Genomic DNA, 20,134 nt, shown 5'->3' with positions numbered 1-20,134 from the left:
CCGGCCGCCGCGGGTGTGCTCGGTGCGTCAGAGCGCGTCGTCGCCGCGCTCGCCGGTGCGGACCCGCACGATCTCGTCGATCGTGGTGACCCACACCTTGCCGTCGCCGATCTGCCCGGTGGAGGCGGCCTCGACCACGGCGTCGACGACGCGGGCGGCGTCGAGCTCGCTGACGACGACCTCGATGCGGACCTTGGGGACGAAGTCCACCTGGTACTCCGCGCCGCGGTACACCTCGGTGTGGCCGCGCTGGCGGCCGAAGCCCTGGACCTCGCTGACGGTCAGACCGGCGATGCCGATCAGCTCGAGGGCGTTCTTGACGTCGTCGAGCTTGAACGGCTTGACGATGGCGGTGACGAGCTTCATGCCCGGCTCCCTTCCGTGCTACGGGCCTCGGCGCGCGCCTGGCCGGCCAATGGTGCAGTCGAACCGCTGCTGCCGAGCGAGGCGAAGTCGTAGCCCGACTCCGCGTGCACGACGTTGTCGATACCGGTGACCTCGTCCTCCTCGGTGATCCGGAAGCCGATCGTCTTCTGGATGGCGAGGCCGATGACCAGCGTAAGGACGAAGGAGAAGACCAGGACCGCGAGCGCCCCGACGACCTGGCGCCACAGCTGGTCGGCGCCGCCGCCGTAGAAGAGGCCGTCGACGCCGGCCGGAGCCGCCGCGGTGGCGAAGAAGCCCACGGCGATCGTGCCCCACAGGCCACCGACGAGGTGGACGCCGACGACGTCGAGCGAGTCGTCGTAGCCGAGCCGGTACTTCAGGCCGACGGCGAGGGCGCAGAGCACACCGGCGATCGCGCCGACGACGATCGACCCGACCGGCGAGAGCGACGAACAGGCCGGGGTGATGGCGACCAGGCCCGCGACGACCCCGGACGCGGCGCCCAGCGAGGTGGCGTGACCGTCGCGGATCCGCTCCGTGGCGAGCCAGCCGAGCGCGGCGGCGGCGGTGGCGACGAGGGTGTTGACCCAGGCGACCGCGGCGGTGTTGTTGGCGGCGACGGCGGAACCGGCGTTGAAGCCGAACCAGCCGAACCACAGCAGGCCGGCGCCGAGCATGACCAGCGGGAGGTTGTGCGGCCGCATGGCCTCCCGGCCGAAGCCGCGGCGCTTGCCGAGCACCAGCGCGAGCGCGAGACCCGCGGCACCGGCGTTGATGTGCACCGCGGTGCCGCCGGCGAAGTCGATGGCCGCCAGGTTGTTGGCGATCCAGCCGCCGACGTGGTCGTCGAGGCTGAAGTCGAACACCCAGTGCGCGACCGGGAAGTAGACGATCGTGGCCCAGACGCCGGCGAAGACCATCCAGGAGCCGAACTTGGCGCGGTCGGCGATGGCGCCGGAGATCAGCGCCACGGTGATGATCGCGAAGACCGCCTGGAAGCCGACGAAGGCCATCGCGGGCAGACCGCCGGCCTCGCTGGTCGTGTCCTCCATCAGGCCCTCGAGGCCGAAGTACTGGAACGGGTCGCCGAGGAGGCCGGCGCCGACGTCGTCGCCGAAGGCCATCGAGTAGCCGTAGAGCACCCAGAGCACGCTGATCAGCGCCAGCGCCCCGAAGCTCATCATCATCATGTTCAGCACGCTCTTCGCGCGGACCATGCCGCCGTAGAAGAGCGCCAGGCCTGGGGTCATCAGCAGCACGAGCGCCGCGCTGGTGAGGATCCAGGCGGTGTCGCCGGTGTTGACCACGGCAACCTCCTGAGGGGGTCGTCGGCCGGACGGCCGGTCGGTGGCGCCGGTCCCTGCGGGGTGAGGGCGACGTGGCGTTCACCGTGCCGCGCGGATGTTTCTGCCGGCAGCGCGTCGTTGTTTCGCGGCGGTGAACTCCGCACCGCGTGTCGGCGCCCCTCGTTGCGGTCGTGTTGCGCGGGCCCCGCTGCGCCGTTCCCCGGCTCCTCCCGTGGCTAATTGCAAACGACCTGCAATAAGGTCCGGACGTGCCGCCCACTCTCTCGCCCTCCCCCGCAGCCGCCCCTGGGCGCTTCTCGCCCGCCGACCGGCGGTCCATCGCGGGCATGGGCCTGTTCGTGCTCGTGCTCCACCTCGTCGGCTGGGGCGTGCTGCTGTTCGCGGTGGCGCCGCACGGCTACCAGCTGGGCAGTACCGGGGTGTTCGGCGTCGGCGTCGGGCTGACCGCGTACATGCTCGGGGTGCGGCACGCCTTCGACGCCGACCACATCGCCTCGATCGACAACACCACCCGCAAGCTCGTCGGTGAGGGGAAGTCCGCGGTCGGCACCGGGTTCTGGTTCTCCCTCGGGCACTCCTCGGTCGTGTTCGGGGCGGCGCTGCTGCTCGTCCTGGGGGTGCGCTCGGTCGCCGGCGTGGTCCAGGACGGCGACTCCCCCGTCGGGCAGACCCTCGGGCTGATCGGCACGCTCGTGGCCGGGGTGTTCCTGCTGGCCATCGGGCTGATGAACCTGGTGGCCGCCATCGGCATCGCGCGGGTGTTCCGGCGGATGCGCTCCGGTGAGTTCGACGAGGCCGAGCTCGAGCACCACCTGCACAACCGCGGCTTCCTCGCCCGGCTCCTGGGGCGGGTGACCCGGCGGGTGAGCAAGGCCTGGCACCTCTACCCGGTCGGCCTGCTCATGGGGCTGGGCTTCGACACCGCCACGCAGGTGGCGCTGCTGGTGCTGGCCGCCGGCTCCGCGGCCTTCGTGCTGCCCTGGTACGCGATCCTCGTGCTGCCGGTGCTCTTCGCGGCCGGCATGAGCCTGTTCGACACCGCCGACGGCGTGCTCATGACCCGCGCCTACGGGTGGGCCTTCCTCATGCCGGTCCGGAAGGTCTTCTACAACCTGACCGTCACCCTGCTGTCGGTCCTCGTCGCCCTCGTGATCGGCGCGCTGGTCCTCCTCGGGCTGATCGTCGAGCAGGCGGGCGTCGAATCCGGTCCGCTCGCCTGGGCCGCCTCGCTCGACCTGGGCTACGTCGGGTTCGCGATCGTCGGCCTCTTCGTCGTCGCCTGGCTCGCGGCGGTGGCCGTGTGGCGCTTCGGCCGCATCGAGGAGCGGTGGGCGCCCAGCTCCTCGCCGTCCTGACCTCCGGCGTCAGCCGACGATCGCCTCGGCGAAGGCCCGCGGCTCGAACGGGGCCAGGTCGTCGGCCCCCTCCCCCAGCCCGATCAGCTTCACCGGGATGCCCAGCTCCTGCTGCACCCGGACGACGATGCCGCCCTTCGCGGTGCCGTCGAGCTTGGTGAGCACCACGCCGGTGACCTCGACGGCCTCGGTGAAGACGCGGGCCTGGACGACGCCGTTCTGCCCCGTCGTCGCGTCGAGCACCAACAGCACCTCGGTGACCGGCGCCTGCTTCTCCACGACCCGCTTGACCTTGCCGAGCTCGTCCATGAGCCCGGACTTGGTGTGCAGCCGGCCCGCGGTGTCGACGACGACGGTGTCGACCTCCGCCTCCACGCCGGTGCGCACGGACTCGAAGGCGACCGACGCGGGGTCGCCGCCCTCGCGGCCGCGCACGGTGAGCACGCCGACCCGCTCGCCCCACGTCTCGAGCTGGTCGGCGGCGGCGGCGCGGAAGGTGTCGGCCGCGCCCAGGATCACGCTCTTGCCGTCACCGACGAGCACCCGCGCGATCTTGCCGACCGTCGTCGTCTTGCCCGCTCCGTTCACGCCCACGACCAGGACGACGCCGGGCAGCCCGTCGTGCCGGTCGGTGCCCAGCGTCCGGTCCAGGTCGGGCCCGAGGACGGCGGTGAGCTCGGAGACGAGCAGCTCGCGCAGCTCGGCCGGCGACGCGGTGGCCAGCACCATCGACTGGGTGCGCAGCCGCTCGACGATCCGGGTGGTCGCCCCGATGCCGATGTCGGCCGCCAGGAGGGTCTCCTCGAGCTCCTCCCAGTCGTCCTCGGTGAGCCGCTCGCGGGCCAGCACGGTGAGCAGCCCGCGCCCCAGCGACGACTGCGAGCGCGCCAGCCGGGAGCGCAGCCGCACCAGGCGACCGGCCGACGGCGGCGGCGTCTCGAAGACCAGCCCCGGCTCGGGCTCGGCCGGGGGCAGCTCGGCGGTCTCCGGCGGCAGGCCCAGGCCCGAGGCGGTCGACCCGGAGGGCGCCGGTGGGGCCGGCGTCGCGGTCTCCGGCGGCCGGGGCCGGGTGAGGGTCGTGCCGGTGGCGGCGTCGTCGTCGAGGCGGGTGGTGCGCCGTCCGGCGCTCACCAGCAGACCGATCCCGGCGACGAGCCCGACCACGAGGATCGCGATGGCGATCAGCACGAATTCCATGTCCCCGAGTCTCCCAGCCCGGGCCGGTACCGCAGCGGCGGCTCCGGGCGGAGACAGTTCACAGCTCGGTAGGCCAGGCTGAGCCCATGGCACCGAACGCGGCGAGTCCGCCCGCCCTCCTCCTCGGACCGCTGCTGCGGCACGTCGACCCCGTCTCGGCGACGGTCTGGGTGGAGACCGACCGGGCCTGCGTCGTCGACGTCCTGGGCCGCACCGCGCGCACCTTCTGCGTGGCCGGCCACCACTACGCGCTGGTCGTGGTGGAGGGCCTGGAGTCCGGCAGCACCACGCCGTACGAGGTGCGGCTCGACGACGTCGAGGTCTGGCCGCCGGCGGACTCGCAGTTCCCGCCGAGCCGGATCCGCACCCCCGGCCGGCCGGGGCCCTTCCGGCTCGCCTTCGGCTCCTGCCGATACGCCAGCCCGCGCACCGTCGAGGACAGCGAGGGCATCCCGCCCGACGCGCTCGACCTGTACGCCCAGCAGCTCGCCGCCCAGCCCGAGGACAGCTGGCCCGACGCGCTCGTGCTCCTGGGCGACCAGGTCTACGCCGACGAGCTCACCGAGCACACGGCGTCGCTGCTGCACCGCCGGCGGGACCGGCACACCGAGCACACGGCGCCGGAGGACGAGGTCGCGAACTTCGAGGAGTACACCCGGCTCTACTACGAGTCCTGGCAGGACCCGCAGGTGCGGTGGCTGCTCTCGACCATCCCGTCCTCGATGATCTTCGACGACCACGAGATGATCGACGACTGGAACACCTCGGCCGCCTGGCGGGCCACGGCCTCGCGGCAGCCCTGGTGGGCCGGGCGGATCAGCGGCGGACTGGTCAGCTACTGGGTCTACCAGCACCTGGGCAATCTCAGCCCGCAGGAGCTCGAGCAGAACGCGACCTGGCAGGCCATCCAGGACATGGCCGAGGACGACGAGCTCCGCGACGCCGAGCCGATGCTGCGGCACATGGCCGAGCTGGCCGACGCCGAGCCCGCCACGATCCGGTGGAGCTTCGTCCGGCACTGGGGCGAGGCGAGGCTGCTCATGGTCGACAGCCGGGCCGGCCGGGTGCTCGAGGAGCAGCACCGCCGGATGCTCGACGAGGAGGAGTTCGCCTGGGTGGAGGCGGCCATGCGCCGGGCGGTCGACGAGGGCGTCGAGCACCTGATCATCGGCACCTCGCTGCCCTGGCTGCTGCCGCACGCGATCCACAACGTAGAGCGCTGGAACGAGACGCTCAACGTGCGGCACCACAACCGGTGGCGCGGCCGGCTCTCGGAGCGGATCCGGCAGGCGGCCGACCTGGAGCACTGGGCGGCGTTCGGGCACTCCTTCGAGCGGCTGGGCGAGGCGCTGACCGCGGTCGCGCGCGGCGATCACGGCCGGGCCCCGGCCACGGCGCTGATCCTCTCCGGCGACGTCCACCACGCCTACGCCGCCGAGCTGGTGCGCCCGGGCGACCTGGACGCGCGGGTGCACCAGCTCACCGTCTCCCCGCTGCACAACCAGGCCCCGCACCCCATCCGGGTCGGCTTCAAGATCGGCTGGAGCCGGGCGGCGCGCCGCTGGACCGAGCGGCTGGCCCGGTGGGCCAAGGCCGAGCCGACGGCGCTGGAGTGGGAGAAGCAGGCCGGGCCGTTCTTCGGCAACCAGATCGGCGAGCTGGTGCTGCACGACCGGGAGGCGCGCTTCCTGCTGTCGGTCTCGGAGATCGGCGACACGTCCCTGCGGCAGGTGCTCGATACCCCGCTGTCGCACGCCTGAGAGGCTGGGCGGGTGACCGACCCCTTCGGCATCCGCCCCGCGCCCGGTCCCGACCAGCCGCCGATCCCGGTGCGGCTGGTCACCTTCAACACCCACCACGGGGTCGGGGAGGACGACCGGCACGACCTGCCGCGGTTGGCCAAGGTGCTGGCCGCGGCCGACGCCGACGTCATCTGCCTGCAGGAGGTCGACCGCTGGTTCGGCCCGCGCAGCGAGGACGTCGACCAGGCGCTGCTGCTCTCCCGCGCGCTGGACATGCAGCTGGCGTGGGGGCCGGCCATCGACGAGCCGCACCCCGGCGACCGCCCCCGCCGGCAGTACGGCAACGCGCTGCTCTCGCGGCTGCCGATCCTGATCAGCGACGTCCACCGGCTGCCCGGTACCGGTGAGCCCCGCAGCGCCCTGCGCACCATGCTGGAGCTCGACGGCGGCACCCTGTGGGTCACCGCCACGCACCTCACCACGCGGTCGGCCGCCGAGCGGGGGGAGCAGGTCGCCGCCCTGGCCGCGCTGCACACCGAGGAGATGGCGTCGGGCGTCCTCGTGGGCGACTTCAACGCGCGGCCCGACGCCCCGGAGCTGCACCCCCTGCGCGAGCGGTTCACCGACGCCTGGGAGCTCGCCGAGGACCGCGGCGACCAGGCCGGCTGGCGCTTCTGGCAGCGCGACGAGGGGCACACCCACCCGGCGCACTCCCCGCACCGCCGGATCGACCAGGCGTGGGTCTCCGGCGGGGTCACCGTCGCCGAGGCGCGGGTGCTGGACGCCGAGGGCGCCTCGGACCACCTGCCGTTCCTGGTGGACCTGCGCATCCCCTCCGGCGTCTGAAGAAGGACCCCGTCCCTCTCGCCACTCGCAAGCTCGCGGCGAGCCTCCGGACGGGGCCTAAGCGGCGGGGAGCTCGCGGAGCCGCTGGCTGATCACGCCGGTGATGCCGTCGCCCCGCATGCTCACGCCGTAGAGCGCGTCGGCGATCTCCATCGTCCGCTTCTGGTGCGTGATGATGATCAGCTGGGACGTCGACCGCAGCTGCTCCACCAGCGTGAGCAGCCGGCCCAGGTTGACGTCGTCCAGCGCCGCCTCGACCTCGTCGAGCACGTAGAAGGGCGAGGGCCGGGCGCGGAAGATCGCGACCAGCAGGGCGACGGCGGTCAGGGAGCGCTCGCCACCGGAGAGCAGCGAGAGCCGCTTGACCTTCTTGCCCGGCGGCCGCGCCTCGACCTCGATGCCCGTGGTGAGCATGCTGTCGGGCTCGGTGAGCACCAGCCGGCCCTGCCCACCGGGGAACAGCGTGGCGAAGACGGCCTCGAATTCCCGGGCGACGTCGGCGTACGCGGCGGCGAAGACGTCGTGGATGCGGTCGTCGACCTCGCGGACCACGGTGAGCAGGTCGCGGCGGGTGCTCTTGAGGTCCTCGAGCTGGGTCGCGAGGAACGTGTGCCGCTCCTCCAGGGCCGCGAACTCCTCCAGCGCCAGCGGGTTGACCTTGCCGAGGGTGGCCAGGTCGCGCTCCGCGCGGGCGGCCCGCCGCTCCTGCACGGAGCGGTCGTAGGCGGTGGGTGCCGGCGGCTCGGTGCCAGCCGACTCCGCGGCGGCCACCTCCGCCGGGGACGGCGGCACGGGCGAGGCCGGCCCGTACTCGCCGACCAGGGTCGGCAGGTCGACGCCGTACTCCTCGGCCGCGCGCCCCTCCAGCGCCTCGATCCGCAGCCGCTGCTCGGCGCGGGCCACCTCGTCGCGGTGCACCTCGTCGGTGAGCCGGTCCAGCTCGGCCGTCGCCGCCCGCACCCGGCCGCGGACCTCCAGCAGCTCGGCCTCGGCGGCCGCCCGCTGCGTGGCCAGTGCGTCCCGCTCGGCCGCCGCGCGCGCCAAGGACGTGCCGAGGGCGGTCAGCGCTCGTTCGGCGTCGGCCCGGACCCGCTCGGCAACGGCCGCCCCGCGCTGACGGGCGGCCCGTGCCTGCGCCGCGCGCTCGCGGGCGGCCCGCTCCTGCCGGGCCTGCCGTCGCAGCGAGTCGGCGCGCCCCTGCAGCGCCCGGGCCCGCTCCTCCGCGGTGCGGACGGCGAGCCGCGCCTCGGTCTCACCCTGCCGCGCGGTCGCCACCTCGGCCCGCAACCGATCCCGCTCCTCGGTGGGCGGCTCCTCCTCCACGGGGGCCGCCTCGGCCTCGGCGAGCCGGGTCTCCAGGCCCGCGAGGGCGAGCTGCGCGGCCTCCAGCGAGCCTTCCGCGCGCACGCGGGCGCCCTCGTGCCGCTCCGCCTCCGCGGCCGCCGACCGGGCGGCGGCGCCCAGCTCGGCCAGCTCGGCCGCCACCTTCGAGCGGCCGCGGTCAGCGGCCTGACGCGCGGCCTGCGCCTCGTCGACGTCGGCGGACCGTGCTCGCGCGGTGTCCCGGGCGGCCGCCAGCTCGTCGGCGAGCGACGCGGCGCGGGTGACCGCCGCCTCCAGCTCGCGCTCGGCCTCGTCGACGCGGGCGCGCACCTCGAGGTTCGACGGGGCGTCCCGCTGCCCGCCGAGCGCCCAGTCGGCGCCGAGGAGGTCGCCGTCGGCGGTGACGGCGCGGACCCGCGGGTGGGTGCCCACCAGCCCGACCGCCGCGGCCAGGTCGGGCACCAGGGCGACCCGCTCCAGGGCGCGGGCCAGGGCGGGCCGCAGCTCCTCGGGCGCAGTGACCCCGTCCAGCGCCCAGCGCGCGCCGGCGGGCAGCTCGGGCCACCCGTCCCGGGGTACCGGAGGCAGCCCGCCGGTGACGAGCAGCCCCGCGCGGCCGCCGTCGGTGGCCCGCAGCCGCTCCAGCGCGGTGGCCGCGTCGGCGACGCCCGCGACCACCACGGCCTCGGCCATCCCGCCCAGGGCCGCGGCCAGTGCCACCTCGTCGCCCGGGTGCACCGTCAGCCGCTCGGCGACCGGGCCCACGACCCCGGGCAGCCCGGCGCCGAGGACGGCGGCGGCGCCGTCGACGGGAGCCAGCCCGAGAGCCAGCGCGTCGCGGCGGGCCTGCCACGAGGCGCGGTCCCGCTCGGCGGCCCGCTCGGCGGCGGTCAGCTCGGTGACGGCCTTCGCGGCGGCGGCGTGCGCGGCGACGGCGTCCTGGTGCGCGGTGACTAGGACGACGTCGGAGTCCTCCTGCTCGGCCACCGACGAGCGGCGCTCGGCCAACCGGTCCGCGGCCTGCTCGGCGCGCTCGGCGGCCTCGGCCGCGGCGAGGGCCAGCCGCTCGATCTCGGCCTGACCCGCGGTGACCCGCGAGCGCGCGGCCGCGACCTCGCCGGAGAGCCGGGCGAGCCCCTCGCGGCGGTCGGCCAGGGCCCGGGCGGCGGCGACCCACGCGCGCTCGGCCTCGGTGAGCGCGGCCTCCAGCCGGCCCCGCTCGGCGACGACGCCGGCCAGCCTCGTGCGTTCGGCCTCGAGCCCGGCCGCGAGCTCGGTCTCGTTCGCCTCGACCCGGTCGGCCTCGGCCTCGAGCTGGTCGGGATCGCGGCCGGCAGCCGCGGCGGGGGCGGCGGCGGACAGGTGCCGGGAGCGCTCCGCGGCCAGCGACGCCACGCCGCGGAACCGCTCGGTCAGGGCCGACAGGCGGTACCAGGTGTCCGAGGCGGCGGCGAGTCGCGGGGCGCTCTCGGCCAGCCCGGACTCCAGCTCCGCCTCGCGCCGCGAGACGACGGCGAGGGTCTGCTCGACCACGGTGCGGCGCTCGCGGGCGGCGGTCTCGTCGGCGACGTCCTTGTCGAGGGCGTCGCGCAGCTGCACCAGGTCGTCGGCGAGCAGCCGGAGCCGGGCGTCGCGCAGATCGGCCTGGACGCCGGCGGCGCGACGGGCGACCTCGGCCTGACGGCCCAGCGGCTTGAGCTGGCGCCGCAGCTCGGCGGTGAGGTCGGCCAGCCGGTCGAGGTTGGCCTGCATGCCGTCGAGCTTGCGGAGCGCCTTCTCCTTGCGCTTGCGGTGCTTGAGGACGCCGGCGGCCTCCTCGATGAAGGCGCGACGGTCCTCCGAGCGGCCGGACAGGACGGCGTCGAGCTGACCCTGGCCGACGATGACGTGCATCTCCCGGCCGATGCCGGAGTCGCTGAGCAGCTCCTGCACGTCGAGCAGGCGCACCTTGTCGCCGTTGATCTCGTACTCGCTCTCACCGGAGCGGTACATGCGTCGGGTGATCGACACCTCGGTGTACGCGATGGGCAGCGCACCGTCGGTGTTGTCGATGGTCAGCGTCACCTCGGCCCGGCCCAGCGCGGGCCGGCCGGCGGTGCCGGCGAAGATGACGTCCTCCATCTTGCCGCCGCGCAGGCTCTTGGCGCCCTGCTCGCCGAGCACCCAGGCGATGGCGTCGACGACGTTGGACTTGCCCGACCCGTTGGGGCCGACGACGGCGGTGATCCCGGGCTCCAGCCGGAGCGTCGTCGCGGACGCGAAGGACTTGAAGCCCTTGAGCGTCAGGCTGGAGAGGTGCACGAATACCGGAGCGTAGTGCCGCGATCCGCCCGGCAGGGGCCCATCGGGGCCGGTGGTGCGGGTGGGGCGATCAGGCGAGCGCGGGCTCGCCGGAGCCGGTCAGCGACAGCAGCTCGTGTGCAATGGCGGCGTCGCGCTGGGCGCGGAGCTCCGCGAGCTCCTGCTCGAGACGTCGCACCCGGGTGCGCAGGACGGCGTTCTCCTCTACCAGCCGGAGCTGCGCGGGGGCGACGACGTGACCGAACAGGGCCTTGGCCATGGCTGGAACGGCCTTTCAGACAGCGGGAGCGTGAGCCGGCGCCCCGGTATCCGGCCGGCGCGGCTGTGGTGGTACAAGCGTGACAGGCGGGCCGACGCAGGTCAACGCCCCCATCGGGCGCACCATGTCCGGGAGATGTCGCGTTCGTCACGCCGTGGTGAACCCGTGCACCCCGCGTTCCGGCTCGTCGTGGACGACGACCCGCCGGACGCTGCCGGGCGCCCCCGGCCCGTCGAGTGCGGCCAGCAGGGCGGTCACGGCCTCGTCGGCCCCCTCCACCACGACCTCGACCCGTCCGTCGGGGAGGTTGGTCGCCGAGCCGGACAGCCCGGCGTCCGCGGCCAGCCCGCGCACGAACCAGCGGTACCCGACGCCCTGCACGTGGCCCGAGACGACGGCGACGGCGCGCCGGGTCATGACCGGCGCGGGCGGGCCGCCGTCGCGCGTGGCCGGGGCTGGCAGACCGGGCAGCTGTAGCTGGACCGGTTCATGAACGACTCCCGGCGGATCGGCGTCCCGCACCGGGGGCAGGGCCGGTCCTGCTGCCCGTAGACGGCGAGGAACCGGGAGAAGTAGCCGCTCTGCCCGTTGACGTCGACGTACAGCGAGTCGAACGACGTGCCGCCCTGGGCCAGCGCCTCCCCCAGCACGTCGCGGACCCCTTCGAGGAGGTCGGCGACCTGCGCGCGGGTGAGCTTGTCGGTGGGCCGGGCCCCGTGCAGCCGGGCCCGCCACAGCGATTCGTCGGCGTAGATGTTGCCGACGCCGCCGATGAGCGTCTGGTCCAGCAGCGCCCGCTTCACCTCGGTGCGCCGCCGCCGGAGCGCGGCGGAGAAGGCGTCGACGTCGAAGGCGTCGTCGAGCGGGTCGATGGCGATGTGCGCCAGCCGCGGCGGCACCGAGTCGTCGGGGCCGAGGTCCTCGACCGCCAGGCCGCCGAACGTGCGCTGGTCGACGAAGCGCAGCTCGCGGCCGCGGTCGGTGAAGGTGACCCGGGCCCGCAGGTGGGTCTCGTCCGGGGCCGACGGCTTCTCCACGAGCAGCTGCCCGCTCATGCCGAGGTGCGCGACGAGCGCCCGGCCGGTGGACGTGCCGTCGGGCTCGGCCACGGGCAGCCACAGGTACTTGCCGCGCCGGTGGGCGGCGACCAGGGTCCGGCCGGTCAGCGCCTGCACGAAGGACTCGGTGCCCTCGAGGTGGCGGCGGATCGCGCGGGGGTGGTGCACCTCGACCGCGGCGATCGTCCGGCCGGTGACCCACTGATCCAGACCGCGGCGCACCACCTCGACCTCGGGGAGCTCGGGCACGGCGTCAGGCCTCGGCGGACAGCGCGCGCCAGGCGGCCTCGGCGGCCTCCTGCTCGGCCGCCTTCTTGGTGCGGCCCCGGCCGCGGCCGTGCACCGTCCCGGCCAGGACGACGCTGGCCGTGAAGGTCTTGGCGTGGTCGGGGCCCTCGTCCTGCGTCTCGTAGCCCGGGGCGCCCAGCCCCAGCGCGGCGCCGAGCTCCTGCAGGCTGGTCTTCCAGTCCAGGCCGGCGCCGCGGGTGGCGGACTCGGCCAGCAACGGGTCGAAGAGCCGGTGCACCAGGGCCGACGCGGCGTCCAGGCCGCGGCCCAGGTGCACCGCGCCGATCAGCGCCTCGACGACGTCGGCCAGGATCGAGTCCTTCTCGCGGCCGCCCGTGGTCTCCTCGCCCCGGCCGAGCAGCAGGTGCGGGCCGACGCCGCCGTCGCCCAGCCGCCGGGCGACCCGGGCCAGCGAGGTCATGTTCACGACCGAGGCACGCAGCTTGGCCAGCTGGCCCTCGGGGAGGTCCGGCTGGCTGCGGTAGAGCTCGTCGGTGACGACCAGGCCGAGCACCGAGTCGCCGAGGAACTCCAGGCGTTCGTTGGTCGGCAGGCCGCCGTTCTCGTACGCGAACGACCGGTGCGTCAGCGCCAGGGTGAGCAGATCGCCGGGCACCTCGACCTCGAGGGCGGCGCGCGCCCAGGCGGCGGCGCGTGCGGCGTGCTCCGGACCGCCGGGGGGACGGCCGGCGGTGCTCCCCTCGTCGGGGTGCGTCACTGCGGCCGTCCTCCCTCCGGCGGTGCGGTGGTCGATCAGACCGACAGGACCTGGCGGCCGGCGTGCTGACCGCAGTTCGGGCACGCGATGTGCGGCGGCTTGAGCTCACCGCACGCGCGGTTGGGGCACGGTGCGAGCTGCGTGGCGGTGGTCTTCCACTGCGAGCGGCGCATGCGGGTGTTGGCGCGGGACATCTTCCGCTTCGGAACGGCCACGATCAGTTCTCCTTGGTGGTGTCGTCACCGGGGGTGCCCGATGAGGAGGCGAAACGTTCTGCGAGGCCGGCCCAGCGGGGGTCGGTGATCTCGTGGGCGTGGTCGGCGGGCAGGTCGTCGAGGCGCTGGCCGCAGTCGACGCACAGGCCCGAGCAGTCCTCGTCGCAGACCGGCGACAGCGGCAGGCTGAGGACGACGGTGTCGCGGACCATGGGCTCGAGGTCGAGGAAGTCGCCGTCGACCAGCCGGACCTCGTCCTCCTCGCTGGTGGCCTCGGTGGTGCTGCCCTCGTAGGCGTAGAGCTCCTGCACGTCGAGGGTCAGGGTGTCCTCGATCGGCTCGAGGCAGCGGGCGCAGGAACCGACCAGCGGCACCTGGATCTCCCCGGAGACGAGCACGCCCTCCATCACCGACTCCAGGCGCAGCCGCAGCTGCACGTCGGCGCCGGCGGGAACGCCGATGAGCTCGACCTTCCACTCCTCGGGCGCGGGGATCGTGCGCTCGAGCTCCTGCATGGAGCCCGCCCGGCGCCCGAGCTCGCGCAGGTCGATCCGCCAGGGGTTGGCGGAGGGACGCCGGCCCGGAGAGGGCGTGGCGTCGCGGCGGGGCGCAGGAGCGGAAGGCATGTCGGTACTCGCGGTAGGCAGCGGGGGGCGGCCCGACCCGGGGCGGAGCCGCCGGCGATCGAACCAGTGGACCAGACTACCCGACCGGCGCCGGCCGGCGGACTACAGCCGCTGGACCGCCTCGACGGCGAGCCAGAACAGGTCCAGTCGCGCGGACGACGTCTGCCACCGGCGGCTGTCCCACACGCTGCCGCCGACGTCGTCGCCCGCGTACAGGTACTGGCCGAACGTCACCGCCCGGTGGCGGGCGACCGCGAAGAACGCCGCCGCCTCCATCTCCACCGTCACGCACCCCTCGGCCCGGCGTGCGGCGATCCTCGCCTGCGTCTCCCGGTAGGGCGCGTCGGTCGTCCACGTCTTGCCCACGACGTGCGGCACGTCGCACTCGGTCAGGACGGCGGAGAGGACGGCGGTCACCGCCGGGTCCGCGGCCACCTCCCGGCCGGGCGGGAGGTAGTGGAACGAGGTCCCCTCGTCCCGGACCGCGGCGTCCGGGACGACGACGTGTCCCAGCGCCAGGCCCGGTATCACCGCTCCGGCGCCGCCGCAGGCCACGAACGTGCGGCAGCCGGTCGCGATCATCTCCTCGAGCACACCGCCGGCGAGCGGGGCGCCGACACCGGGGTGGAAGACCCCGACGTGGCCCCCCTCCACGGGCAGCCGGTAGAGGCGGTGCACCCCGCTCTCCCACGTGGTCTCGGCCACGACGTCGGCCCGGCCGTCCCCGCAGACCTCGTCGATCACGTCGCGGAAGAAGCACACCACCGCGCGCTCGGGCACCTCGCCGCGGGAGGGGACCGGCTCGGGATCGATGAGCGCGGGCGAGTCCCCGTCGAACTCCAGCAGCGGCAGGTCCACGGCCACCGCCGCTACTCCCGCAGGGTGGTGCGGGCCTTCTCGACCGAGCGGAGCATCCGTTCGAGCGCGGTGCCGAAGTCGGCCAGCCGGGTGTCGACGTACTCGTCGACCTCGGCGCGCATGCGGGCGGCGTCGGCGTGCGCCCGCGCGCCGAGCTCGTCGGCCCGGTCGACCGCGGTGCGGTAGACCTCGGTCTCGGTGATCAACCGCTCGTGCTCGCCCAGCGCCTCGGCGATCATCGCCTCGCGCCGGTGCCGGCCGTCGGCGAGGAGCACCTCGGCCTCGGACTCCGCCTCGAGCAGCAGCTGCTCGGTGTCGGCCTGCGCCTGTGCGAGCACCTCGTCGCGTTGCCGGCGGGCGGCGCCGAGCACCTCGTCGCGCTGGCGGCGGGCGGCCTCGAGCAGCCGCTCGGCCTCCTCGCGGGTCTGCGTGGTCAGCCGCTCGGCCTCGGCCTGGGCCTGCTGGAGGATCTCCGTGCGCTGCTCGACGATGGCGCCGGCGGCCTGCACGTCCTCGGGCAGGGACTCGCGCAGGTCGTCGAGCAGGTCGAGGACGTGGTCGCGCGGGACCATGCAGGAGCTCGACATCGGGACGCTGCGCGCGTTCTCGATGACGGTGGTGAGCTCGTCGACGGTCTCGTAGAGGCGGTAGACGACCTCGGTGGTGTGCGTGCGCCCGGGGCGCGTCACGACGGGTCCTGGGCGGCGCGCTCGCGCAGCCGGTCGTCGACGACCTTCGGCACCAGCCGCGAGACGTCCCCGCCGAAGGTGGCGATCTGCTTGACCAGGCTGGAGGAGAGGTGGCCAACCTGCGGCGCGGTCGGGACGAACAGGGTCTCGATCGCGGCCAGCTCGCGGTTCATCTGGGCCATCTGCAGCTCGTACTCGAAGTCGCTGACCGCGCGCAGGCCCTTGACGATCACCGGGATGTCGTGGGCGCCGCAGTAGTCGACGAGCAGGCCCTGGAAGCTGTCCACGCGCACGTTGGGCAGGTGGGCGACGGCCTCGCGGAGCAGCTCCATGCGCTCCTCGACCGGGAAGAACCCCGCCTTGCCCGGATTGACCAGCACGGCCACGACGAGTTCGTCGTAGAGGGCGGCGGCGCGGTTGATGACGTCGACGTGGCCGTTGGTGACCGGGTCGAACGAACCGGGGCACACGGCACGTCTCACGACAGCCGACCGTACCGGAGCACGGCCTCTCCGTACCGCCGATCGCGTACAGCGGTCAGGGGTGTCGGCCACTCCCAGGGGTCCTCGCGCCGGCCGCGCTCGACGACGACCACTGCATCGGGCGCCAGCCAGCCGCCCGTGACGAGCGAATCGAGGACGGCGAGGACCTCCTCGACCGGCGTCGCGTAGGGCGGATCGGCGAGCACCAGGTCGAACGCCTCGGGTGCCGGACCGGCGACCACGGTGGGCACGGACCCCGCCTGCACCCGCCCGCCCGGGAGCCCGACGGCGGCGAGGTTGGCACGCAGCACCGGCAGCACCCCGCCCCCGTTCTCCACGAAGAGCACCGAGCGCGCGCCGCGGCTGAGCGCCTCGAGACCGAGCGCGCCGGAGCCCGCGTACAGGTCGAGGACGGCGGCACCGTCGAGGTCGAGCATCGAGGCGAGGCTGTTGAACAGCGCCCCACGGGCCTTGTCGCCGGTCGGCCGCACCCCCGTCCGCGGGACCGCCAGCTTCCGCCCCCGGGCCAGCCCGGAGATCACCCGGGTCACGCCTTCTCCAGGTAGTCGGCGCGCTCGTCGGTGGCCAGGGCCGCGACCTCCGCGGCCAGCCCGGGGTGGTCGGCCAGGCCGCGGTCGGTGGCGAGCAGGGCGGTGGCCTCGGTGCGGGCGGTGGCGATGAGCTCCTCGTCCTCGAGCAGCGACAGCAGCCGGATGCCCGAGCGCCGTCCCGACTGCGCGGCGCCCAGCACGTCGCCCTCCCGGCGGGTCTCCAGGTCCAGCCGGGCGAGCTCGAAGCCGTCGGAGGTGGCGGCGACGGCGGCCAGCCGCTGCCCCGTGGGCGACGAGGTGGGCGCATCGGTCACCAGCAGGCACAGCCCCGCGTGCTTCCCCCGGGCCACGCGACCACGCAGCTGGTGCAGCTGGCTGACGCCGAACCGGTCGGCGTCCATGACGACCATGACGGTGGCGTTCGGGACGTCGACGCCCACCTCGACGACGGTGGTGGCCACCAGCACCTGGGTCTCCCCCGCCGCGAAGGCGCGCATGGTGGCGTCCTTCTCGTCGGGGGTCATCCGACCGTGCAGGACGTCGAGCCGCAGCCCGGCCAGCGGGCCGTCGCGGAGCAGCTCGGCGACGTCGAGGACGGCGAGCGGGGGGCGCCGGTCGCTACGCGGGCCGTCGTCCTCGGGCGGGGAGCCGTCGGCGTCCTCGGGCTCGTCGCCCGGGACGTCCCCGATGCGCGGGCAGACCACGTAGGCCTGCCGGCCCGCGGCGACCTCCTCGCGCAGCCGGGCCCAGGCGCGGTCCACCCAGCCGGGCTTCTCGACCGCCGGCACGACGGAGCTGGAGACCCCGCCGCGGCCGCTGGGCAGCTGCCGCAGGGTGGAGGTCTCCAGGTCGCCGTACACGGTCATCGCGACGGTGCGCGGGATCGGCGTCGCGGTCATGACCAGCACGTGCGGGGGCCGGTTCCCCTTCGCGCGCAGGGCGTCCCGCTGCTCGACGCCGAAGCGGTGCTGCTCGTCGACGACGACCAGGCCCAGGTCGGCGAAGTCGACCCCCTGCTGCAGCAGCGCGTGGGTGCCGATGACGATGCCCGCGCTGCCGTCGGCGACCTCGGCCAGCGCCTGCCGCTTCACCGCGGCCTTCAGCGACCCGGTCAACAGGGTGACCCGGGTGCCGGCGGGGTCGCCGTCCAGCTCGCCGGCCCGGCCCAGCGGGCCGAGCAGCTGGCGGATGCCGCGCGCGTGCTGCGCGGCGAGCACCTCGGTGGGGGCGAGCAGGGCGGCCTGGCCGCCGGCGTCGACCACCTGGGCCATCGCCCGCAGCGCGACCACCGTCTTGCCCGACCCCACCTCGCCCTGCAGCAGCCGGTGCATCGGCTGGTCACGGTCGAGCTCCGCGGCGAGCTCCTCCCCCACCTCGCGCTGGCCCTCGGTGAGTGCGAAGGGCAGGGCGGCGTCGACGGCGTCGAGCAGGCCGCCGGACCGGCGGGGCCGCGCGATCCCGGGCTCGAGGGCGGCCGCGCGGCGGCGGGCGGCGAGGGTGAGCTGCAGGACCAGGGCCTCGTCCCACTTGAGCCGGGACTCCGCGCGCTCGACGTCCTCGAGGGTGGTGGGCCGGTGGATGTCCAGCAGCGCCCCGGCCAGCGGGAGCAGGCCGTGCCGGGCCCGGATCTCCTCCGGCAGCGGGTCCTCCACCAGCTCCTCCAGCCCTCCGGAGGCACCGAGCAGCAGCTTGACCGACTTCTGGATCACCCAGCTGGAGACGTCCTTGCTCGCCGGGTAGATCGGCACGAGCGCGCGGGCCCAGTCGTCCTCGTCGTCGACACCCTCCAGCAGGTGCATGTCGGGGTGGGCGAACTGTTTCTCGCCGCGCCACTCCCCCACGGTCCCGGCGAACATCCCCCAGGCGTTGGGCTTGAGCTGGGCGTGCCGGTGGTTGAAGAACACCAGCTTCATGCGCCCGCTGCCGTCGCCGACCACGACCTCGGTCAGCGAGCCCCGCCGGTTGCGCATCGGCCGGGTGGTCACGCTGCGGACCTGGGCCAGCACGGTCACCCGGTCGCCCACCTGGACGTCGGCGAGGTCGGCCTGCTCGCCGCGCCGGGCGTAGCGGCGCGGGTAGTGCCGGAGCAGGTCGCCCACGGTATGCAGGCCGAGCTGGTCGGCCATGCTCGCAGCCGTCTTCGGGCCGAGCACGCGGGTCAGCGGCGTCCCCATGGTCACGGCCACGTCAGCCTCGCCGGGTCACTCGACACCCACCTGCAGGGGGATGCCGGCCGGTCCACCGTCGTAGCGCACGACCTCGATGGTCGGGTGCCGCGAGGAGAGGTGGCGGCAGACGGCCTCGCCGAGCTCCTCGTCCTCGCCCACGACCAGCGTGGCCATCTCCCCGCCGGCGGAGAGCAGCCGGTCGAGCAGGTCCCGGGCCACCTCGGCGAGGTCGTGGCCGATGAGCAGGACGTCGCCCTCGGCCGAGCCCAGGGCGTCCCCGGGCTGGCAGCGGCCAGCGGAGGTCAGCGCCTCCTGCTCGGCGACGGTCACCTCGGCCCAGCGGGTGGCGGCGGCGGCCTCGGCCATGGCGATGACGTCATCGCCGAACCGCCGGCCGGGGTCGGCGACCGCGCAGGCGGCCAGGCCCTGGACCAGCGCGCGCGTCGGTACGACCCCCACCTCGCGGTCGAGCTCGCGGGCCCGGGCGGCGGCCCGCGACGCGACGGGGATCAGGCCGGCGTCGTTGGGCAGGACCGCGACCTCGTGCGCCGCGGAGGCGACGATCTCGTCCAGGACGTCGTCCTCGGTCACGCCGTCGGGGCCGCAGGTGACCACGCGGACGCCGGCCCCGGCGAACAGCTCCGCCAGCCCGTCGCTGGACACGACCGCGACCAGCGCCCGGGTGCCGGCCTCGGGCTCGGGCGGGAGGACGGGCGCCAGCGGCTCCACCGAGATCCGGTAGGGCCGGCCGGCCTCGATGCCGGCCTCGATGGCCGCGCCGATGTCGGAGACGTGCACGTGCACGTTCCACTCCCGCCCCGTGGGGGTGTCGACGCCGACGACGACGAGGCTGTCCCCGAGCGCGGCGAGCCGGGTGTGCAGCCGGGCGACGGACTCCTCGTCGGCGTCGGCCAGGAGGTACTGCACCTCGCTGCCCGGCCCGGGCGGGGGCTGGTGCGGGACGTGCCGGGAGTCCGCGCGGTGGGCGTGCGCGTGCCCGGCCTCGCGGGAGGCGGCCAGCGGCGGACGGGCCGGCTCGACGCCGGTGACGGTGGTGACCAGGGCGTCGAGGACGGCGCACAGGCCTGCTCCCCCGGCGTCGACCACGCCGGCCTCGCGCAGCGCCGCCAGCTGCTCGGGCGTGCCCTCCAGCGCGGCCCGGGCACCGTCCGCGGCCGCGGTGACCACGTCGGCCAGCGCGGTCCTGCCCTCGGCGACGCACGCCGTGGCGGCCTCCGCACCGCCCCGGGCCACCGTGAGGAAGGTCCCCTCCTCCGGGTCGGCGACGGCGGTGTACGCGATGTCGGCGGCCCTGAGCAACGCCGCGGCGAGGGCCGGGCCGTCGGCCGGGGGCTGACCGGCGAGCTGGTCGGCGAGGCCGCGCATCAGCTGGGCGAGGATCGTCCCCGAGTTGCCCCGGGCACCCAGGACCGCGCCCCGGGAGAGCACCGACCAGGCCGGCTCGGTGGTGCGGACGCCGTCCCGCTCGAGCGCGGCCAGGGCGGCCTGCGCGGTGAGCAGCAGGTTCGTGCCGGTGTCGCCGTCGGGCACCGGGAAGACGTTCATCGCGTCCAGGCGCCCGCGGGCTTCGGACAGCGCCGCGACAGCGGTGCGGCACCACCGGCCGACCGCGGCCTCGTCCAGCGCCTGCAGCACGGGCGGAGGGTACCCGTGGGGGCCGACAGCACCGCCGCCCGCGACCCGGGAACCGGGGCGGTGGCGGCACGTCGTCCCGGGAGCGGTTAGACTCCTGGACGGTCTTGT

Annotated in this window: 19 protein-coding genes; 3 read left to right on the top strand and 16 right to left on the bottom strand. The window is 75.0% G+C overall.

Going from position 1 to position 20,134, the window contains the following annotated elements:
• Window positions 1–27 precede the first annotated feature (27 nt).
• Complete coding sequence (locus DQ239_RS11440) at window positions 28–366, bottom strand: P-II family nitrogen regulator (protein ID WP_026856120.1); 339 nt, start codon at window positions 364–366, stop codon at window positions 28–30.
• Window positions 363–1,694, bottom strand: coding sequence for an ammonium transporter (locus DQ239_RS11435; protein ID WP_113834527.1), 1,332 nt, complete (start codon window positions 1,692–1,694; stop codon window positions 363–365). Before DQ239_RS11435 ends, DQ239_RS11440 begins: the two co-directional genes overlap by 4 nt.
• 248 nt (window positions 1,695–1,942) lie before the next feature.
• On the opposite strand from DQ239_RS11435, the gene DQ239_RS11430 reads away from it, so the two are divergent.
• Complete coding sequence (locus DQ239_RS11430; RefSeq protein ID WP_199582894.1) at window positions 1,943–3,049, top strand: HoxN/HupN/NixA family nickel/cobalt transporter; 1,107 nt, start codon at window positions 1,943–1,945, stop codon at window positions 3,047–3,049.
• 9 nt (window positions 3,050–3,058) lie between these two features.
• Here the strand turns inward: DQ239_RS11430 and ftsY are convergent, their stop codons facing one another.
• Window positions 3,059–4,246, bottom strand: coding sequence for a signal recognition particle-docking protein FtsY (ftsY, locus tag DQ239_RS11425; RefSeq protein WP_113834525.1), 1,188 nt, complete (start codon window positions 4,244–4,246; stop codon window positions 3,059–3,061).
• 86 nt (window positions 4,247–4,332) lie between these two features.
• Between ftsY and DQ239_RS11420 the strand changes: the two genes are divergently transcribed.
• The gene (locus DQ239_RS11420) at window positions 4,333–6,006 is read left to right on the top strand and encodes an alkaline phosphatase D family protein (RefSeq protein WP_113834524.1); all 1,674 of its coding nucleotides are present in this window, start codon (window positions 4,333–4,335) and stop codon (window positions 6,004–6,006) included.
• Window positions 6,007–6,018: 12 nt separating this feature from the next.
• On the top strand, window positions 6,019–6,834 hold the full coding sequence (locus DQ239_RS11415) for an endonuclease/exonuclease/phosphatase family protein (protein WP_113834523.1): 816 nt from the start codon (window positions 6,019–6,021) through the stop codon (window positions 6,832–6,834).
• Window positions 6,835–6,891: 57 nt separating this feature from the next.
• Here the strand turns inward: DQ239_RS11415 and smc are convergent, their stop codons facing one another.
• The 13 genes from smc to DQ239_RS11350 form a co-directional block, all read right to left on the bottom strand.
• Window positions 6,892–10,458 carry a chromosome segregation protein SMC gene (gene smc / locus DQ239_RS11410; protein ID WP_113834522.1) on the bottom strand — a complete coding sequence of 1,189 codons (3,567 nt, stop codon included), beginning with the start codon at window positions 10,456–10,458 and terminating at the stop codon, window positions 6,892–6,894.
• 70 nt (window positions 10,459–10,528) lie between these two features.
• Window positions 10,529–10,717 (bottom strand): hypothetical protein, encoded by a 189-nt coding sequence (locus DQ239_RS11405; protein ID WP_113834521.1) that lies wholly within the window; start codon window positions 10,715–10,717, stop codon window positions 10,529–10,531.
• Between the two features lie 147 nt (window positions 10,718–10,864).
• The gene (locus DQ239_RS11400) at window positions 10,865–11,134 is read right to left on the bottom strand and encodes an acylphosphatase (protein ID WP_113834520.1); all 270 of its coding nucleotides are present in this window, start codon (window positions 11,132–11,134) and stop codon (window positions 10,865–10,867) included.
• Window positions 11,131–12,024 (bottom strand): bifunctional DNA-formamidopyrimidine glycosylase/DNA-(apurinic or apyrimidinic site) lyase, encoded by an 894-nt coding sequence (gene mutM / locus DQ239_RS11395; RefSeq protein WP_113834519.1) that lies wholly within the window; start codon window positions 12,022–12,024, stop codon window positions 11,131–11,133. The genes DQ239_RS11400 and mutM overlap by 4 nt, the downstream gene beginning before the upstream one ends.
• Before the next feature lie 4 nt (window positions 12,025–12,028).
• Window positions 12,029–12,781, bottom strand: coding sequence for a ribonuclease III (gene rnc / locus DQ239_RS11390; RefSeq protein ID WP_113834518.1), 753 nt, complete (start codon window positions 12,779–12,781; stop codon window positions 12,029–12,031).
• Between the two features lie 35 nt (window positions 12,782–12,816).
• Window positions 12,817–12,996 carry a 50S ribosomal protein L32 gene (gene rpmF, locus DQ239_RS11385; RefSeq protein ID WP_113834517.1) on the bottom strand — a complete coding sequence of 60 codons (180 nt, stop codon included), beginning with the start codon at window positions 12,994–12,996 and terminating at the stop codon, window positions 12,817–12,819.
• 2 nt (window positions 12,997–12,998) lie between these two features.
• On the bottom strand, window positions 12,999–13,622 hold the full coding sequence (locus tag DQ239_RS11380; RefSeq protein ID WP_233489096.1) for a DUF177 domain-containing protein: 624 nt from the start codon (window positions 13,620–13,622) through the stop codon (window positions 12,999–13,001).
• Window positions 13,623–13,724: 102 nt separating this feature from the next.
• Window positions 13,725–14,486 carry a nucleoside phosphorylase gene (locus DQ239_RS11375; RefSeq protein ID WP_113834515.1) on the bottom strand — a complete coding sequence of 254 codons (762 nt, stop codon included), beginning with the start codon at window positions 14,484–14,486 and terminating at the stop codon, window positions 13,725–13,727.
• 5 nt (window positions 14,487–14,491) lie between these two features.
• Entirely contained in the window at window positions 14,492–15,169 is a 678-nt protein-coding gene (locus DQ239_RS11370) for a hypothetical protein (RefSeq protein ID WP_113834514.1), read from the bottom strand.
• On the bottom strand, window positions 15,166–15,651 hold the full coding sequence (gene coaD / locus DQ239_RS11365; protein WP_113834513.1) for a pantetheine-phosphate adenylyltransferase: 486 nt from the start codon (window positions 15,649–15,651) through the stop codon (window positions 15,166–15,168). Before coaD ends, DQ239_RS11370 begins: the two co-directional genes overlap by 4 nt.
• Complete coding sequence (rsmD, locus tag DQ239_RS11360; RefSeq protein ID WP_113834512.1) at window positions 15,648–16,202, bottom strand: 16S rRNA (guanine(966)-N(2))-methyltransferase RsmD; 555 nt, start codon at window positions 16,200–16,202, stop codon at window positions 15,648–15,650. The genes coaD and rsmD overlap by 4 nt, the downstream gene beginning before the upstream one ends.
• Entirely contained in the window at window positions 16,199–18,388 is a 2,190-nt protein-coding gene (gene recG, locus DQ239_RS11355; RefSeq protein WP_233489094.1) for an ATP-dependent DNA helicase RecG, read from the bottom strand. Before recG ends, rsmD begins: the two co-directional genes overlap by 4 nt.
• A 15-nt stretch (window positions 18,389–18,403) precedes the next feature.
• Window positions 18,404–20,026, bottom strand: coding sequence for a DAK2 domain-containing protein (locus DQ239_RS11350; RefSeq protein WP_113834511.1), 1,623 nt, complete (start codon window positions 20,024–20,026; stop codon window positions 18,404–18,406).
• Between the last annotated feature and the right edge of the window lie 108 nt (window positions 20,027–20,134).

This window comes from Blastococcus sp. TF02-09, from assembly GCF_003319105.1.
GTDB lineage: Bacteria > Actinomycetota > Actinomycetes > Mycobacteriales > Geodermatophilaceae > Blastococcus.
The sequence above is the reverse complement of the archived record's forward strand: the minus strand, read 5'-3'. Positions and strand labels throughout refer to the sequence as shown.

Coding starts and splice junctions, on each gene's coding strand:
- DQ239_RS11380 (WP_233489096.1), bottom strand. CDS start 13,622: ATGCCTTCCGCTCCTGCGCCCCGCCGCGACGCCACGCCCTCTCCGGGC.
- DQ239_RS11405 (WP_113834521.1), bottom strand. CDS start 10,717: ATGGCCAAGGCCCTGTTCGGTCACGTCGTCGCCCCCGCGCAGCTCCGG.
- DQ239_RS11420 (WP_113834524.1), top strand. CDS start 4,333: ATGGCACCGAACGCGGCGAGTCCGCCCGCCCTCCTCCTCGGACCGCTG.
- DQ239_RS11400 (WP_113834520.1), bottom strand. CDS start 11,134: ATGACCCGGCGCGCCGTCGCCGTCGTCTCGGGCCACGTGCAGGGCGTC.
- DQ239_RS11440 (WP_026856120.1), bottom strand. CDS start 366: ATGAAGCTCGTCACCGCCATCGTCAAGCCGTTCAAGCTCGACGACGTC.
- ftsY (WP_113834525.1), bottom strand. CDS start 4,246: ATGGAATTCGTGCTGATCGCCATCGCGATCCTCGTGGTCGGGCTCGTC.